This is a genomic window from Mycobacterium simulans, from assembly GCF_900232995.1.
Taxonomy (GTDB): domain Bacteria; phylum Actinomycetota; class Actinomycetes; order Mycobacteriales; family Mycobacteriaceae; genus Mycobacterium; species Mycobacterium simulans.
Map to the genome: position 1 here is coordinate 289,015 of NZ_OCVX01000004.1, position 16,782 is coordinate 305,796.

Consider the following 16,782-nt stretch of genomic DNA (forward strand, 5'->3'; position numbering starts at 1 on the left):
GGCCCCACCACCACCCCACCCCCCCCCGCGGCCCCCCCGCGCCCCCCCACCCCCCCCGCCCCCCCCCCCCCCCCCTTCCCTTAGAACCCCGGCGCCCCCGCCGCCCCCGCCGTTCGGCCGGGCGGCGCCCGACCCCCCGGCCCCGCCGTTGCCCAACAAGATCCCGCCGGCCCCGCCGTTTGCCCCGGAGCCCGGCGCCCCGTCTGCGCCGTTGCCGACCAACGGGCGCCCCACCAGCGCTTCCGTGGGTGCATTGATCACGTTGAGTACTTGTTGTAGCGGCGATGCGTTAGTAGCCTCAGCCGTCGCGTACGCATCCGAGCTCGAATTGAGGGCCTGGACAAACTGGTCGTGAAACGCCGTCAGCTGAGCGCTCACGCTCTGATAGACCTGGCCATGCCTGGAAAATAGCGACGCAACCGCTGCCGAGACCTCATCGGCACCCGCGGCCAACATGGCCGTGGTCGGGGCCGCTGCCGCCGCATTTGCCGAACGCAGCGCCGAACCGATACCCGCGACATCAGACGCGGCCGCCGCCAGGACGTCCGGGCTAGCCAGCACAAAAGACATCACTTCGATCCCCTTTGTTCGAGTGCATCTCGTCACCGAGCCAGTGCTCCAGCAACAAACTTCTTTCAATTGGGGCCGTAGCGCCCTCGGTCAAATGGGGGATTCATGGGATGAAATTTCCTCCCCCTATTGGGGGAGGACGGCACCGCCGGGGGCTGCGAGGACGAGTTGCAGTGAGCTTGCCTTGGTTGTCGAAAGTCACTCTGTCAGTGCGGTTTTCACGTATTCGTGTAATTCCGACCCGGCTTGGTTACCAACACCGCCCCGGTGGGGATTGCACAAATGGGCTACTTGCGGACTCCCGGAAATTCACTATGAATTGCTTGATCCTGCCTGGCGCAGCTAAGCAATCGCGGGGTGCGACGCCTACTGCCCGGGGATCCAACACACCGGCCGCCACGGCGGCGCCGGCCATCTGCTTCGACTTGGGGAGACATGATGGATTTCACGCGGATACCGCCGGAGCACAACTCGGGTCAGATGTTTGCTGGCGCCGGGCCGGGGCCGATGCTGGTGGCCGCGGCAGCTTGGCAGGGGTTGGCCGTCGAACTGGGTTCATCCGCTGTCGCATTTACATCACTGACGTCGCGGCTGGCGAATTCGTCGTGGCAGGGTCCGGCCTCGGCGGCGATGGTGGGTGCAGCCGAACCCTATGCGAGGTGGTTGAGCGACGCGGCAATGCAGGCCGAACAGGCCGCCGCCCAGGCCCGGTTAGCGGCAGCCGCGTTCGAAGCAGCGCAGGCGGCAACCGTGCATCCCGGGGTCATTGCGGCCAACCGTGCTCAGTTTGTTTGGCTGGTGGCCTCGAACCTGCTGGGTCAAAATGCGCCGGCGATCGCCGCTGCTGAGGCTGAGTATGAGCAGATGTGGGCACAGGATGTGGCCGCCATGTTCGACTATCACGCTGAGGCATCGGCGATCACTTCGGTGTTGACTCCATACGATCTGCTCGGCAGGGCCGGTTTGAACCTGGGCGCCGCAAACGTGGGCAGCGGAAACGTCGGTAACGGAAACATCGGCAACTTCAACCTCGGCTCCGGGAACGTTGGCAACCGAAACATCGGCAGCGGCAACATCGGCAGCGGGAACATCGGGTTCGGCAACAGCGACCCCTCGATGGCGGCGGCGACGGCGGCCGTCCGCAACTTCGGCTTGGGCAACACCGGCAGCAACAACATCGGCGTCGGAAACACCGGCGACGGCAATGTCGGCTTCGGCAACACCGGCGACGGCAATATCGGCGTCGGGCTGACGGGGTCCGGTCTGAGGGGCCTCGGCGGGCTGAATTCGGGCACCGGCAACGTCGGCCTGTTCAACTCGGGCACCGGAAACGTCGGCATCGGCAACTCGGGCACCGGGAACTGGGGCATTGGCAACTCCGGCAACAGCTATAACACCGGCTTCGGCAACTCCGGAGAGGCCAGCACGGGCTTGTTCAACTCCGGGATCGCCAACACCGGCATCGCGAACGCGGGCAGCTACAACACGGGCAACTACAACCCTGGCAGCACCAACACCGGCAGCTTCAACGCCGGCAGCTACAACACCGGCTTTTTGAACCGCGGCGACTACAACACCGGCGTGGCAAACACCGGCAACGTCAACACCGGCGCTTTGATCTCGGGCAACTACAGCAACGGTCTGTTATGGCGAGGAAATTATCAGAGCCTGATATTCGCGGCTCCGGGGTTTGGAAACTCGACCGACATCCCGTCGTCGGGCTTCTTCAACACCGGTTCTGGTAGTGCGTCGGGCCTCGCAAATTCCGGCGCCAATAATTCGGGATTCTTCAACTCATCGAATGTCGGGGTGTCGGGCTACTACAACACCGGTGGGCTGGAATCGGGCCTCGCGAATTCGGGCAATACCGTCTCGGGTTTGCTCAATACCAGCTTGCTGAGCGCCGCGGCGCCGGCATTTATCTCAGGTGCCCTAAACACCGGCAGTAACATGTCGGGTGTTCTCGGCGGCCCCTCGTCCATAAACTTTGGGTTCGCCAACCAGGGCGGCGCAAACGTTGGCAACGCGAACATCGGCGACTCTAACTTCGGCAGTGGAAACGTCGGCAATTCCAACATCGGCAGAGGAAACGTCGGCAGCTCGAACGTGGGCAGCGGCAACATCGGCAACACCAATATCGGCATCGGGAATATCGGCGACGGCAATCTGGGCTTCGGAAGCCATGGCGTCAATAATTTCGGCTTCGGCAACTTTGGCGACTACAACCTGGGCAGCGGCAACGTCGGCAACCACAACCGAGGCTTCTGGAACGCGGGCGACAACAACATCGGCTTCGCCAACGCCGGCAATAACAACGTCGGCATCGGGCTCACCGGCGACGGCCAAGTCGGGTTCGGAGCGCTGAACTCCGGCAGCGGCAACATCGGCTTGTTCAACTCCGGTACCGGAAACGTCGGCATCGGAAACTCGGGGACCGGCAACTGGGGCATCGGCAATGCGGGCATTGGCAACACCGGCATCGGCAGCACGGGCAGCTACAACACCGGCCCGTGGAACGCGGGTACCGCCAATACCGGCCTCGGCAATGCCGGCAGTTACAACACTGGCTTCCTCAACGCGGGTGCCACCAACACCGGCAGCTACAACGCGGGCGAACACAACACGGGTGGGTTCAACCCGGGCAATTTCAACACCGGCCATTTCAACCCCGGCAACGTTGACACCGGCGCTTTCAACACGGGCAACTACAGCAACGGCTTTTTCGTAACCGGCGACAACCAAGGCCAGATCAGCGTCGATGTCGCGATCGATATTCCCACCGTCCCGATCGACATCGAGTCCGTTAATCCCATAGACCAAGTCTTGGTTGTCGGCGGGCAGGTCTACACAATTCCGGGCTATACGTACCCGAAAACATATTTCCTGGACGGCGCCTTCTATTTAGGCCCGGTCAACATCTCGTCATCCACGCTCACCGCTCCCACCGTGACAATCGACATCGGTGGGCCAACTACGTCCATAGACGCCACCATCGTCGGCGCCTTGCAGGGCGGGACGATCCAGATCATCGACATACCGGCGGCGCCGGGATTCGGGAACTCGACAACCAACCCGTCGTCAGGCTTCTTCAACTCCGGCACCGGCGGCGCATCGGGCTTCGGCAACGTCGGCGCCAACAATTCGGGCTTCCGCAACGTGTCGACGGGCAGCGCAGGCGTCTCGGGCTACCGAAACGTCGGCTCCCTGGAGTCGGGCGTGGCCAACCTGGGCAACACCATCTCGGGCTTCTACAACACCAGCACCCAGGACCTCGCCACAGCTGCCAATGTCTCCGGCTTCGTAAACGTCGGCGCCAACTTGGCGGGCGCTCTTCGCGACAGCGCAACCGGGATGGTCTTCAACGTGGGCTTGGGAAACGTCGGCGCGTACAACCTGGGCAGCGGCAACCTGGGCGACTTCAACATCGGCAGCGGCAACGTCGGCGACCACAACTTCGGCAGCGGCAACATCGGCGCCCACAACTTCGGCAGCGGCAACACCGGCAACGCCAACCTCGGATTCGGCAACACCGGCAGCGACAACAATGGCTTGGGCAATGCCGGCGACAACAACATCGGCTTCGGCAACACCGGCAACGGCAACATCGGCATCGGGCTCAGCGGCGACGGGCAGTTCGGCTTCGGTGCCCTGAACTCCGGCAGCGGCAACATCGGCCTGTTCAACTCCGGCACCGGCAACATCGGTATCGGAAACTCCGGCACCGGCAACTGGGGCATCGGCAACTCCGGCAGCTACAACACCGGCAGCTTCAACCCGGGCCGCACCAACACCGGGTTCTTCAACACCGGCACCACCAACACGGGCATCGCGAACGTGGGCAGCTACAACACCGGCAACTACAACACGGGCGCCACCAACACCGGAAGCTTCAACCCCGGCAATTACAACAGCGGCCTACTCAACACCGGCAACTACAACACCGGCCTGGCCAACTCGGGCAACATCGATACCGGCGCTCTCAACACCGGCAACATGGGCAACGGCCTGTTGTGGAGGGGCGACAGCCAGGGCCTGATCGGCTTCAATTACACGATCTCTATGCCGGAGATCGCGTTGGACCTGGTTGCCACCATCCCGATCAATATCCCCATCAACGCCAGCTTCACCACTACCGTCTACAACGGGCTAACGATTGACGACATCCCGTTCGGAACCACCGCCACGCTCGGTCCCATCCCCATCCTCGAAGGCACCATCAACTCGCTTACCATTCCGCCCATCTATGCCACCGGCCCCACGCCGGCAATCCAAATTGGAAATCCCGACGGTTCCACCGCGATCGTCATCCCGGTCTACGCCAGCCTTGGCCCCGCCGACTGGACGATCATCGACATCGGCGGCGCCCCAGGATTCCGAAACTCGACAACCAGCCCGTCGTCGGGGTTCTTCAACTCCGGCACCGGCAGCGCCTCCGGCCTCGGCAACGTCGGCGCCAACAACTCGGGCTTGTTGAACTTGGCCTCCGGCAGCTCCGGGATCTCGGGCTACAAGAACGTCGGCGACCTGGTATCGGGCGCGGCGAACCTCGGCAACACCATGTCGGGATTCCTCAACACGAGCACGGTGGACCTCGCGACACCGGCCAATGTCTCAGGTGTAGGGAACATCGGGGCCAACCTCGCGGGGCTCTACCGCAACAACGCGGCGGGGATGACGGCCTTTAACCTAGGCCTCGCAAACGACGGCGCCTTAAATGTCGGCTTCGCAAACATCGGGTCGCACAATTTCGGCTCCGGAAACGTCGGTGACTTCAACGTCGGCAGCGGCAACCTCGGCGATCACAACGTGGGCGGCGCGAACATCGGCAGCTTCAATGTGGGCTTCGGCAACCACGGCGTCCACAATCTCGGTTCCGGAAACCTGGGCGACCACAACATCGGCCCGGCAAATCTCGGCGACTACAACCACGGTTTCGGGAACGCCGGCAACGCCAATGCCGGCTTCGCGAACACCGGCGACTTCAACGTCGGCTTTGCCAACACCGGCAGCAACAACATCGGCATAGGCCTCACCGGCGACGGCGAAATCGGTTTCGGTGCGCTGAATTCCGGCGCTGGCAACACCGGCTTGTTCAACTCCGGCACCGGCAACGTCGGCTTGTTCAACTCCGGCACCGGCAATGTCGGCATCGGCAACTCGGGCACCGGAAACTGGGGCCTCGGCAATAGCGGCAACACCAACACCGGCGTCTTGAACTCCGGCCACGTCAATACGGGCTTCATCGACTCCGGCACCGGAAACACAGGCATCGGCAACGCGGGCGCCTACAACTCTGGCAGCTTCAACACCGGCAGCTTCAACACCGCCGGCTTCAACCCGGGCTCCTACAACACGGGCTACTCGAATACGGGCAACTACAACACGGGGTTCGCAAACACGGGAGACGTGAACACCGGTTTCGTTAATTCCGGCAGCTATAACAACGGCGTCTTATGGCAGGGCGACTACCAACGCCTGATGGACTACAACTACACGATCGATATCCCTGATACCGCCATTCCGGTAAACCTCTCCGTGACCATCCCGATCAACATCCCGATCACCGCGACACTCGGCACCCTGACCATTCAGGGCTTCACCATTCCTAAATACACCGCCGACATCACCGTCCTGGATACCGGAACTACCCAAGCAATCAGCGTCGGGCCCATCACGTTCGGGGATATCGCGATCGCCCTTCCCACCATCACTGTCACCATCGGCGGGCCAACCACCGCGATAACGATCGATGGCACCGGCGGCATCGGCCCCATCCCCATCCCGGTCATCGACGTTCCGGCGGAGCCGGGCTACGGGAACACGACCAGCGTCCCGTCGTCGGGCTTCTTCAACTCGGGCACCGGAAGCGCCTCGGGCCTCGGCAATGTCGGCGCCAACAACTCAGGGTTCTTCAACGTGGCCTCCAGCAGTTCAGGAATCTCGGGTTACAAGAACGTCGGCGACCTGGTATCGGGCATGGCGAACTACGGCAACACCATGTCGGGATTCTTCAACATCAGCACCCTGGATCTCGCGACGCCGGCCGACGTCTCCGGCTTCGCAAACAGGGGCACCGACCTCGCGGGTTTCTTCGGAAACTTCGCGGTGTCCAACGCGGGTGTGGCGAACATCGGCAGCTTCAACCTGGGCAGCGGGAACGTCGGCGACTACAACGTCGGCAGCGGAAACGTCGGCGGCCACAACCTCGGCGGCGCAAACATCGGCAGCTTCAATGTCGGCTTCGGAAGCCACGGCGCACACAACGTCGGATCCGGAAACCTGGGCGACTACAACATCGGCCCGGCAAACTTCGGCGACTACAACCACGGGTTCGGGAACGCGGGAAACGCCAATGCGGGTTTCGCGAACACCGGCGACAACAACATCGGCTTTGCGAACTCCGGCAGCAACAACATCGGCATCGGACTCAGCGGCGACGGCCAAATCGGTTTCGGCGCACTGAATTCCGGCACCGGCAACATCGGCCTGTTCAACTCCGGCAGCGGCAACATTGGCTTCTTTAATTCGGGCACCGGCAACATCGGCATCGGAAACTCGGGCACCGGCAACTGGGGTGTCGCCAACGCGGGCCTCGCAAGCACCGGCATCGAGAACGCCGGCAGCCACAACACGGGACTCTGGAATCCGGGTACCGGCAACACCGGCCTCGCCAATGCAGGCAACTACAACACGGGCGGCTACGACACCGGCAGCGCGAACACCGGCTTCGCCAACCCGGGCAGCTACAACACGGGCTCGGCAAATAGGGGCAGCACCAACACCGGCAGCTTCAACACCGGCGACTACAACACGGGCTTACTCAACGTCGGTAACTACAACACGGGCCTGGCAAACACCGGCAATGTCAACACCGGGGCTTTCAATGCGGGCAGCTACAGCAACGGCTTCTTCTGGAGGGACGACTACCAGGGTCTGCATGGTTTCCACGCCGGAATCTATATTCCCGAATTCTCGGTCCTAGACTTGGATCTGGCGATCCCCATCAATATCCCCATCACTGTCGATGCCACGAACATCGTCGTCGGCCCCTTCGAGATTCAACCGATCACCGTCAGCGTCCTCGGTTCGTCGTATCTGAGCATCACCTTCGCCACCATTTCCGTCCCGGCCCTCACCGGCATCTTGCCCACGGTTGATGCCCTCATCGGCGGACCAGATACATCGATACCGATCACCATCTCCAGCAGCTTCGGCCCCGTCGACATCACGTTCATTGATATACCGGCGGCTCCGGGCTACGGGAACACGACCAGCACCCCGTCGTCGGGCTTCTTCAACTCCGGCACCGGCAGCGCGTCGGGCTTCGGCAATGCCGGCGCCAACAACTCGGGCTTCCGCAACGTCTCGCTGGGCAACACCGGCGTCTCGGGCTACCGAAACGTGGGCTCGCTGGAGTCGGGCATCGCCAATGTGGGCAACACCATTTCGGGCATCTACAACACCAGCACCCAGGACCTCGCCACAGCTGCCAATCTTTCCGGCTTGGCAAACGTCGGCTCCGACCTAAGCGGCGCGTTCCACAACAGCAGCGTCGCGGCCGGGCGGGTTGTCAACGTGGGCTTGGCAAATGCGGGCCAGCTCAACGTGGGCTTCGGAAACGTCGGCTCCGTCAACCTGGGTAGTGGCAACCTCGGCGATCTCAACCTCGGTAGCGGAAACCTCGGCGACCACAACCTCGGCAGCGGCAACGTCGGCAGCGCCAACGTCGGGTTCGCCAACATCGGCAGCGACAATCTCGGCTTCGGCAACATCGGCAGCGACAACCTCGGGTTCGGCAACACCGGAGACGGCAACATCGGCTTCGGCAACACCGGCAACGGCAACATCGGCATCGGGCTCAGCGGTGACGGCCAGTTCGGCTTCGGCGCCCTGAACTCGGGCACCGGCAACATCGGCCTGTTCAACTCCGGCACCAACAACATCGGCATCGGCAACTCCGGCACCGGCAACTGGGGCATCGGCAACTCCGGCAGCTACAACACCGGCATCGCCAACCCCGGCCGCGCCAACACCGGTTTCTTCAACACCGGCATCGCCAACACCGGCGTCGCCAACGTGGGCAGCTACAACACCGGCAATTACAACACCGGCGCCATCAACACCGGCGGCTTCAACCCCGGAGCCACCAACACCGGCTGGTTCAACACCGGTGACTACAACACGGGCCTGGCCAACACCGGCAACATCAACACCGGCGCTTTCAACACCGGCGACATGAACAACGGCCTCTTGTGGCGAGGCGACAACCACGGCCAGATCGGCGCGTATTACGCGATCACCGTTCCGGAAATCCCCGCATCCTTCGACATCCAAATCCCCATCAACATCCCGATCAGTGTCAGCATGACCGACGTCTACATTGACGCCTTCACCATTCCTAAGGTCACCTTCAGCGGGTTGGACGACGGCATCGGCGGTAAAGTCGTCGGCTACATCGGCCCGTTCAGCGTCTACGGCGCCCAGAGCGGCGACCCGCTCGTCATTTCCTTCGGCGAGCAACCCACGGTCGCGGTCAACATCGGCAACCCGGACGGCTCAACGGTGATAGGCATAAGCGGCACAAGCGGTTTCGGCCCCATCACCATCCCACTCATCGACATGCCGGCGGCTCCGGGATACGGAAACTCGACCAGCAGCCCGTCGTCGGGATTCTTCAACTCCGGCAGTGGCAGCGCATCTGGCTTCGGGAACTTCGGCGCGAGCAATTCCGGCATTTTCAACTCCTCGACCGGACTCGCCGGCAACTCGGGCGTGCAAAACTACGGGTCGTTGCAATCGGGGTTCGCCAATTTTGGCAATACCGTCTCGGGCCTCTACAACACGAGCACCCAGGACCTCACATCGGCGGCCAATGTCTCCGGCTTGGCCAACGTCGGCACCAATCTCGCCGGCGTGCTCCGCGACAGCGCAACCGGGACGATCTTCAACGTGGGCCTTGCAAACGAGGGTCAACTCAACGTCGGCTTCGCAAACATCGGCGACCACAACCTGGGCAATGGAAACATTGGCGCCCACAACCTGGGCAATGGAAACATCGGCGCCCACAACCTGGGCGGCGGCAACCTGGGCGACCTCAACGTCGGTAGCGGAAACATCGGCAGCGTCAACATCGGCTTCGCCAACACTGGAAGCGACAACTTCGGGTTCGCCAACGCCGGCAGCAACAACATCGGCTTCGGCAACACCGGCGACGGCAATATCGGCTTCGGCAACACCGGCAACGGCAACATCGGCATCGGGCTCAGCGGCGACGGCCTAAGCGGCTTCGGCGCCCTGAACTCGGGCACCGGCAACATCGGGCTGTTCAATTCGGGCACCAACAATATCGGCATCGGCAACTCCGGGACCGGAAACTGGGGCATCGGCAACTCCGGCAGCTACAACACCGGCATCGGCAATGCGGGCAGCGCCAACACCGGTTTCTTCAACGCCGGCATCACCAACACCGGCATCGCCAACACGGGCGGCTACAACACCGGCAACTACAATGCGGGTGCCAGCAACACCGGTAGCTTCAACCCGGGCAACTACAACACCGGCTGGTTCAACCCGGGCGACTTCAACACAGGTTTGCTCAACACCGGCAACTCCAACACCGGCGTTGCCAACTCGGGCAATGTCAACACCGGCGCTTTCATTTCGGGCAACTACAGCAACGGCTTGTTTTGGCGAGGCGATTACCAGGGCCTGATTTCCATCTCGTACTCGTCGACTATTCCCGAAATCCCTTGGTACTACGACGTGAATGCGGCCATTGAGATTCCAGTCACGGCCTCCGTCAACGAAATCACCATGGAAACTTTCCACATCTCGGACATACCCATCAAGGTCCAGTTGCAACAAAAGATCTGCATCCCCGGGACGTCAATTTGCTGGACCATCACGACGACCGTGTACGACGGCAGCATCGGCGGCTGGACGATCGACGCATTCGTTCTCCAATCCGCAATTGCCGTGGACACCGTCATTGGCCAAATAGTCGATTACTCCGGCAGCGGGACCTCGGGCCCCTACACGTTCGGCTTCGGTTACCAGCAGAACCCGGGATTCTTCAATTCGACCACCGACCCCTCGTCGGGCTTCTTCAACTCCGGCAGTGGCACAGGATCAGGTTTCTTCAACTCCTCGGATGGTCCCGTGTCGGGTCTGGCAAACGACTTCGCCTACAATTCGGGCATCGGCAACAGTGGCGGCGCAGGCAATTCGGGCTACCTAAACTACGGCGCGCTGGAATCGGGCTTCGCGAACTTGGGCAACACCATTTCGGGGTTTTTCAACACGAGCACGCTGGACCTCACCGAGGCCGCCTTTGACTCAGGCGTCGGAAATGTCGGCACCAACCTCTCGGGCTTCTTCAACAACGTCTTCTTGCCCTGATTCGTGAAGTCGCATCCGACGTCCGGGCTGCCGGGCGCTACCACCGGTGAGCGCGTCTGGGCCGCGGTTAAGTTTGCTCGTAGGTGCCGTGGATGACCGCCCGGGCGACCGCGTGCTGGAACAGGTTGAATCCCAGAAATGCGGGGCTGGCGTCCTCATTGAGATCGAGCTTGTCGACCTTGACCGCGTGCACGGCGACGTAGTAGCGGTGTACGCCGTGGCCGGGAGGCGGCGCGGCACCGATGTAGCGGCGCATCCCAGCGTCGTTGACCAACGTCAGCGCCTTTCCCGGTAGCTCGCCGCCGTCGCCCGCGCCCGCGGGCAACTCAGTCACGTCGGCGGGCAGGTTGGCCACCGCCCAGTGCCAGAACCCGGACAATGTGGGCGCGTCGGGGTCATAGACGGTAACTGCGAAGCTACGGGTCTCCTCCGGAAATCCCGACCAGCTCAACTGCGGGCTGGCATCTTCGCCGCCGGCGCCCATGATTCCGCTGACTTGGGGTTTGGCCAGCGGCTGCCCGTCGGTGATCGACCCCGAGGTCAAGGTAAAAGTGGGCAGCTTGGGCAGTGCGTCATACGGGTTGGGCAAAGTCATGGACAGTCCTCTCCTGTGATCAGCGTGTCATCGGCTTCCGACTAGCAGTGCGTTAAGAAGTGTGCCAGCACGTCAGTGCCGAACCGCAACGCATCGATGGGTACCCGCTCATCGACGCCATGGAACAGTGACGAGAAATCCAAGTCCGGCGGCAACCGCAGTGGACTGAAACCGAAGCAGCGAATACCCAAGCGCGCGAACGCTTTTGCATCAGTCCCGCCGGAAAGCATGTAAGGCACCGTCCGGCCGTCGGGATCCACGGCCAGCACAGCGGCGTTCATCGCATCGACCAGATGGCCGTCGAAGCTGGTCTCATATGACGGCAGATCCCTGATCCACTCCCGGGTCACGTCGGGGCCGATCAACGCATCGATCTCGGCCTCGAACGCCGCCTTCCGACCGGGCAGGATGCGGCAGTCCACCACCGCTTCCGCCGTCGCGGGTACCACGTTGGCCTTGTATCCGGCCTTGAGCATCGTCGGGTTGGCGGTGTCGCGCAGCACGGCCTTCAACATGCGAGCCATCGGGCCAAGCTTGTCGATCGTGCCGTCTAAGTCGGGCGAGTCGATGTCGAACGTGAGGCCGGTCTCTTCACTGACGGCAGCCAGGAACTGGGTGACGCTGTCGGTCCGCACCAGCGGAAACTGGTGGCGGCCGAGCCGGGCAACCGCCTCAGCGACGGCGGTGACCGCGTTTTGGTCGTGCACCATCGAACCGTGCCCCGCCCGGCCCCGCGCGGTCAGTCGCATCCAATTGATGCCCTTTTCGGCCGTCTCGATCAGGTATAGACGCCGTTCACCGCCGTCGTGGCGCGGCACTGTGAGGGAAAAGCCGCCGACCTCACCGATCGCTTCCGTGATGCCTTCGAACAGATCGGGCCGGTTGTCCACTAGCCACTGGGAACCGTAGGTGCCACCGTGCTCCTCGTCGGCAACGAATGCGAACACCAGATCGCGTGGCGGAACGATGCCGGCCCGCCGGAAGTGGCGGGCAATCACGATCATCATGCCCACCATGTCCTTCATGTCGACCGCCCCGCGGCCCCAGACATACCCGTCTTCGATCGCGCCGGAAAACGGGTGCACGCTCCAGTCGGCGGCTTCGGCCGGCACCACGTCGAGATGGCCGTGGATCAGCAGAGCGCCACGGGAGCTGTTCGCGCCCGCGAGGCGAGCGAACACATTCCCCCGGCCGGGCGCCCCAGACTCGAGGTATTCGGTTTGGTAGCCGACCTCCGCGAGCTGGTCGGCGATCCACTGTGCACACTCGGCCTCTCCCTTGGTGGTCTCGGGTGCGCCGGTGTTGGAAGTATCGAACCGGATCAACCTGCTGACGACCTCGACCACGTCATCGCTTGGGCCGATCGAGGTCTCGGTCGCTCCGCTCTCTAGACTCACAGTCACCTTTCCTACCACTACCGACACCGCCGCGGCCGTTCTTGCCCGGCCACGTCGTCGCCGAGCCCAGTTGGGTCCAGCGCGAGGCAATCCGATAGCCTTAGCTGCCAACTCATGTAGTTGGTCCGGTCCGAGTGGCGGAATGGCAGACGCGCTAGCTTGAGGTGCTAGTGCCCTACTAATGGGCGTGGGGGTTCAAGTCCCCCCTCGGACACAATTTCTTAGCTACACAGATGTAAAACCCGCATCGAACTCGGCTAGGGCGGGGTTTCTGTATTGCTGACGTCGATTGGCATCGCGTTGATGTCCTAGATCTGTCCTACGGCAGTACGCCCGCCGTTGGGCTGCCGGGGGCGTTTACACCTGGCAGCCCAGCTGGAGTGCTTACACCTCAATCGGCGTCTGGCTTTCTAGGTTCAGTGCCGCGAACAGCTTGATCTGTCGGCGCACCGACATCGGGTGCCGCTCGATCGCTGCCAGGCCGTCCAGCAGCACGTTGATATCTGCGCGCGCTTTCTCCAGCCACGGCATCAGCACGTTGCACTTGATCTCATCCACGTGCGGGATGAAGGCGGCGTCGTTCCTTGGAGGGCAGTGCGCTACTGCGAGCGCGGCCAGGGCGCCACCGATGGACTTAATGACCACCTCGATCTGCTCACGCGTCGGCACCATGAACCGGTGCTTCTTCGCGTTCAGATACGTCCGTAGTTCGTCTAGATCTGCCTCAACGGGGCTTCCGGGAAGGAGGCCTCGATTCACGTCGTCGACTGCTCGCACTAAACGGAACTGCGAGTTGAGCCGCGCTCGCAGTTCCATACGCAGAGCTGCCTGGCCTTCGTCGAAATGCGCGCTCTTCGCATTGCGGTTGGCGCGAATGGTCCTGCAGATACCGAAAGCGGTCATGACCAGGCCAAAGACGGTTGATATGACGGTGAAAATGTCAGGATCACGAATCCCCGCCTCCCTCGGTGACCCTGCACTTCGAACGTCGGATCCGGTCTTGCCCATTGAACCGGCCAGTGCCGCGGACGAATACGGTGCACGAATGCACCGCCAGATGCTTGAAGACATTGCGCTCAGCCCGTGGGATCGCGAGGAATCCGACCGCGTCAACGTTGTCCACCTCCTCGACAAACTCCCGGTCGCCGAGCGCGCGGTCATGGGGCGCCGACTGTTGACGCACATGAGCAGGGCGCCGCATGTGGAGATAGGCACAGCCCGCTGGGATTTCCGACGTAATCTATTGGGCAACGCCGACCTGCATCTGGGATACGCCGTGTGCAACCAATTCACGGATCTGCACAAGGAAGCCTTCAGACAGTGGGTCCTGCTACGTCATACCGAATGGATCACGGCGCTCGAACCCGACAGGCGTCGCCTTTCGACAACCGTCGCTGTGATGCTGACGCCACGCCATGGCCACGTACGCCCCTGGGACACAACACTTTACGCCATGTTCGGAGAGATACCTCTCGACCCCGAAGAGCTGGCAGCGATGCAACGCCTGTGAAACAACCCCCAGAACATGGCAGATCTGCCCGATTTGGAATGAACTCGCGGCGGTCGCCGTACTACACGCGGCCGTCAGCCTTAGCCGCCCGCGCGTAACGGCTCGCGATCGCCTTCGTCACGGCCCTGCGTTGACCCATCGTCAGTCCCATCGTCCGAACCTAACCAGCGATACATCAGCAGCCAGGTAGGCGCGCCCCCTACGCACGCATTTTCGATGAGTCAATGCGACATGTACAAATCACGGTTCAGTGAGTGTACAGTTCACGGTGTGGATGTGTCCGTGACCGAGTTGCGCGCGCACCTCAGCGATTGGCTCGATCGAGCTCGGGCTGGTGGTGAGGTCGTCATCACCGACCGCGGGATTCCCGTCGCGCGACTCACTGCGCTGGACAGCGCAGGCACGTTGGAGCGTCTCACGGCCGAAGGCGTAATTGGCAAGGCCACCGCGCAGCGGCCCGTCGCTGCGGGACGGTCAGGACCCCGACCGCGGCGGCCGGTGTCTGACCGCGTCAGCGACCAGCGGCGCTGACCGGTGCCGCTCGTCTACTTCGACGCCAGCGCCTTCGTCAAACTTCTCACCACCGAGACAGGGAGCTCGCTGGCGTCGGCTCTATGGGACGGCTGCGACGCCGCATTGTCCAGCCGCCTGGCCTATCCCGAAGTCCGCGCCGCACTCGCCGCAGCAGCCCGCAATCACGACCTAACCGAATCCGAGTTCGCCGACGCCGAGCGGGACTGGGAGGGCTTCTGGGCCGCCACCCGCCCAGTCGAACTCACCGCGACGGTTGAACAGCACGCCGGCCACCTCGCCCGAGACCATGCCTTACGCGGAGCCGACGCTGTCCATCTGGCCAGCGCGTTGGCAGTCGGCGACCCCGGCCTGATCGTCGCCGTTTGGGACCGACGCCTGCACGCCGGAGCCCAAGCCGCCGGGTGCCGAGTCGCCCCCGCCCAACTCGACCCCTAGCCCGACCGCCCGACATTAGAGTGAGTCAAACCCGGCACGGACGACGATCAGGTACCGATCCGCCAGGTCTCAACCCGTGTCGCAGATGGCCAAGTCCCCCCTCGGACACCCGGGAGCGTTCACGGGACTTCGCAAAGTCGGCGCGAAGCTGGACGTCGGTCGTAGGCTGGTTATGTCAACATTCACGACCACCACCGAGGGCGATGAATCCACCGGGCGGCTTCCTTCGACGGACGCCGACACGAAACTTCCGCGACCGCCATGAGGCTGGCCGCGTGCTGGCCGAGGAGCTCTCGTCCTACCGCGGCAAGGACGGTTTGCTCGTACTCGGGCTTGCTCGCGGTGGCGTTCCCGTCGGTTGGGAAGTCGCCGCGGCGTTGCACGCCCACCTGGACGTGTTCCTGGTGCGCAAGCTCGGTGTGCCGCACTGGCCCGAACTCGCGATGGGCGCGTTGGCCAGCGGCGGTCGCGTGGTGATGAACGACGACGTGGTTTCCAGCCTGCACGTCACCCAGGAGCAGATCCGCAAGGTGATCGACAGCGAGACGGCAGAGCTCGAGCGGCGCGAGCAGGCCTATCGACGCGGACGCCCAGTTGCCGACCCGCGCGGCAAGATCGTGATCTTGGTCGACGACGGCATTGCCACCGGCGCGAGCATGCTGGCGGCGGTGCGGGCCGTGCGCGCGTCCGGCCCACAAGCGATCGTTGTCGCGGTACCCGTCGGCCCGGTCACGGCCTGCACGGAGCTCTCCAGGGAAGCCGACGAGGTGATATGCGCCACCATGCCGCCCGCGTTTGAGGCCGTCGGACAGGTCTACGCCGACTTTCATCAGGTCACAGACGACGAGGTCCGCGAGCTGCTCGCCACGCCGACCACCGACAGCGCGCTCAGGGGCAGCTAGCGGGCGGGCTAAGCAACGCTATTTGGTGCTCTCGTCGTCGGTAGTGTCGGCCGACACCGTCGATTCCTCGTTCGCCTCCGAAGCAGCGTTCTCCGCGGGCTGTTCAGCCTCATCGGGGGCTTCCTCCGGGTAGTCGACAGCCTCGGCCGCCTCCCGGTCCTCGTGATCGGCGCCTTCCTCGTCCGCCGGTTCGTCCGCCGCTTCGTCCGCCACGTCGTCCCCTACGTCGGCCCGCTGGCGTTCCCGCACCGCGTCGATGATCAGCAGCACGACACCCAGCAGACTGGCGCCGATGCACACCCAAGCCACCAGCTCGTTGCTTGTGACCACCGCGAACACCAACGCGACGAGCCCAATCAGGGCCAGTACGAGCGCAATGATCAGCATCGGTCATCCTCCAGCCGGCTAGCAGCGACTGCCAAACCTACCAGGGTCTGAACG

At 63.1% G+C, this 16,782-nt stretch carries 8 protein-coding genes, 1 tRNA gene and 2 pseudogenes; 6 read left to right on the forward strand and 5 right to left on the reverse strand.

The genetic code is table 11. The features are described from left to right. The coding region (locus tag MSIMFI_RS30065) for a PE family protein (RefSeq protein ID WP_191498586.1) at positions 1-570 on the reverse strand (570 nt) is incomplete at its 3' end. Between the two features lie 438 nt (positions 571-1,008). Here MSIMFI_RS30065 and MSIMFI_RS17470 point away from each other — a divergent pair. After that, complete coding sequence (locus tag MSIMFI_RS17470) at positions 1,009-10,968, forward strand: PPE domain-containing protein (protein ID WP_191498405.1); 9,960 nt, start codon at positions 1,009-1,011, stop codon at positions 10,966-10,968. A gap of 67 nt (positions 10,969-11,035) precedes the next feature. Here the strand turns inward: MSIMFI_RS17470 and MSIMFI_RS17475 are convergent, their stop codons facing one another. Beyond that, on the reverse strand, positions 11,036-11,563 hold the full coding sequence (locus MSIMFI_RS17475) for a YbhB/YbcL family Raf kinase inhibitor-like protein (RefSeq protein WP_191498406.1): 528 nt from the start codon (positions 11,561-11,563) through the stop codon (positions 11,036-11,038). Positions 11,564-11,604: 41 nt separating this feature from the next. Next, positions 11,605-12,960 carry a M20/M25/M40 family metallo-hydrolase gene (locus MSIMFI_RS17480; protein WP_191498407.1) on the reverse strand — a complete coding sequence of 452 codons (1,356 nt, stop codon included), beginning with the start codon at positions 12,958-12,960 and terminating at the stop codon, positions 11,605-11,607. Between the two features lie 128 nt (positions 12,961-13,088). Here MSIMFI_RS17480 and MSIMFI_RS17485 point away from each other — a divergent pair. Further along, a tRNA-Leu gene (locus MSIMFI_RS17485) sits at positions 13,089-13,174 on the forward strand. Between the two features lie 170 nt (positions 13,175-13,344). Here the strand turns inward: MSIMFI_RS17485 and MSIMFI_RS17490 are convergent. Further along, complete coding sequence (locus tag MSIMFI_RS17490) at positions 13,345-13,968, reverse strand: hypothetical protein (protein WP_191498408.1); 624 nt, start codon at positions 13,966-13,968, stop codon at positions 13,345-13,347. A gap of 37 nt (positions 13,969-14,005) precedes the next feature. Here MSIMFI_RS17490 and MSIMFI_RS17495 point away from each other — a divergent pair, with 37 nt between their 5' ends. The 4 genes and pseudogenes from MSIMFI_RS17495 to MSIMFI_RS17510 all read left to right on the forward strand — a co-directional run. Further along, positions 14,006-14,470 (forward strand): hypothetical protein, encoded by a 465-nt coding sequence (locus tag MSIMFI_RS17495; protein ID WP_191498409.1) that lies wholly within the window; start codon positions 14,006-14,008, stop codon positions 14,468-14,470. Between the two features lie 219 nt (positions 14,471-14,689). Further along, positions 14,690-15,001 (forward strand): annotated as a pseudogene (locus tag MSIMFI_RS17500) (type II toxin-antitoxin system Phd/YefM family antitoxin); the annotation flags it as partial. Between the two features lie 3 nt (positions 15,002-15,004). Beyond that, positions 15,005-15,439: a type II toxin-antitoxin system VapC family toxin gene (locus MSIMFI_RS17505; protein WP_191498410.1), complete on the forward strand. Its 435-nt coding sequence runs from the start codon at positions 15,005-15,007 to the stop codon at positions 15,437-15,439. A gap of 158 nt (positions 15,440-15,597) precedes the next feature. Beyond that, positions 15,598-16,341 (forward strand): annotated as a pseudogene (locus MSIMFI_RS17510) (phosphoribosyltransferase); the annotation flags it as partial. 18 nt (positions 16,342-16,359) lie between these two features. Here MSIMFI_RS17510 and MSIMFI_RS17515 read toward each other — a convergent pair. After that, complete coding sequence (locus tag MSIMFI_RS17515; RefSeq protein WP_191498412.1) at positions 16,360-16,728, reverse strand: SUR7/PalI family protein; 369 nt, start codon at positions 16,726-16,728, stop codon at positions 16,360-16,362. Between the last annotated feature and the right edge of the window lie 54 nt (positions 16,729-16,782).

Bases quoted from the DNA above. Each gene is read 5' to 3' on its own strand.
- MSIMFI_RS17490 (WP_191498408.1), bottom strand. From the start codon at position 13,968: ATGGGCAAGACCGGATCCGACGTTCGAAGTGCAGGGTCACCGAGGGAG.
- MSIMFI_RS17495 (WP_191498409.1), top strand. From the start codon at position 14,006: ATGCACCGCCAGATGCTTGAAGACATTGCGCTCAGCCCGTGGGATCGC.
- MSIMFI_RS17475 (WP_191498406.1), bottom strand. From the start codon at position 11,563: ATGACTTTGCCCAACCCGTATGACGCACTGCCCAAGCTGCCCACTTTT.
- MSIMFI_RS17515 (WP_191498412.1), bottom strand. From the start codon at position 16,728: ATGCTGATCATTGCGCTCGTACTGGCCCTGATTGGGCTCGTCGCGTTG.
- MSIMFI_RS17470 (WP_191498405.1), top strand. From the start codon at position 1,009: ATGGATTTCACGCGGATACCGCCGGAGCACAACTCGGGTCAGATGTTT.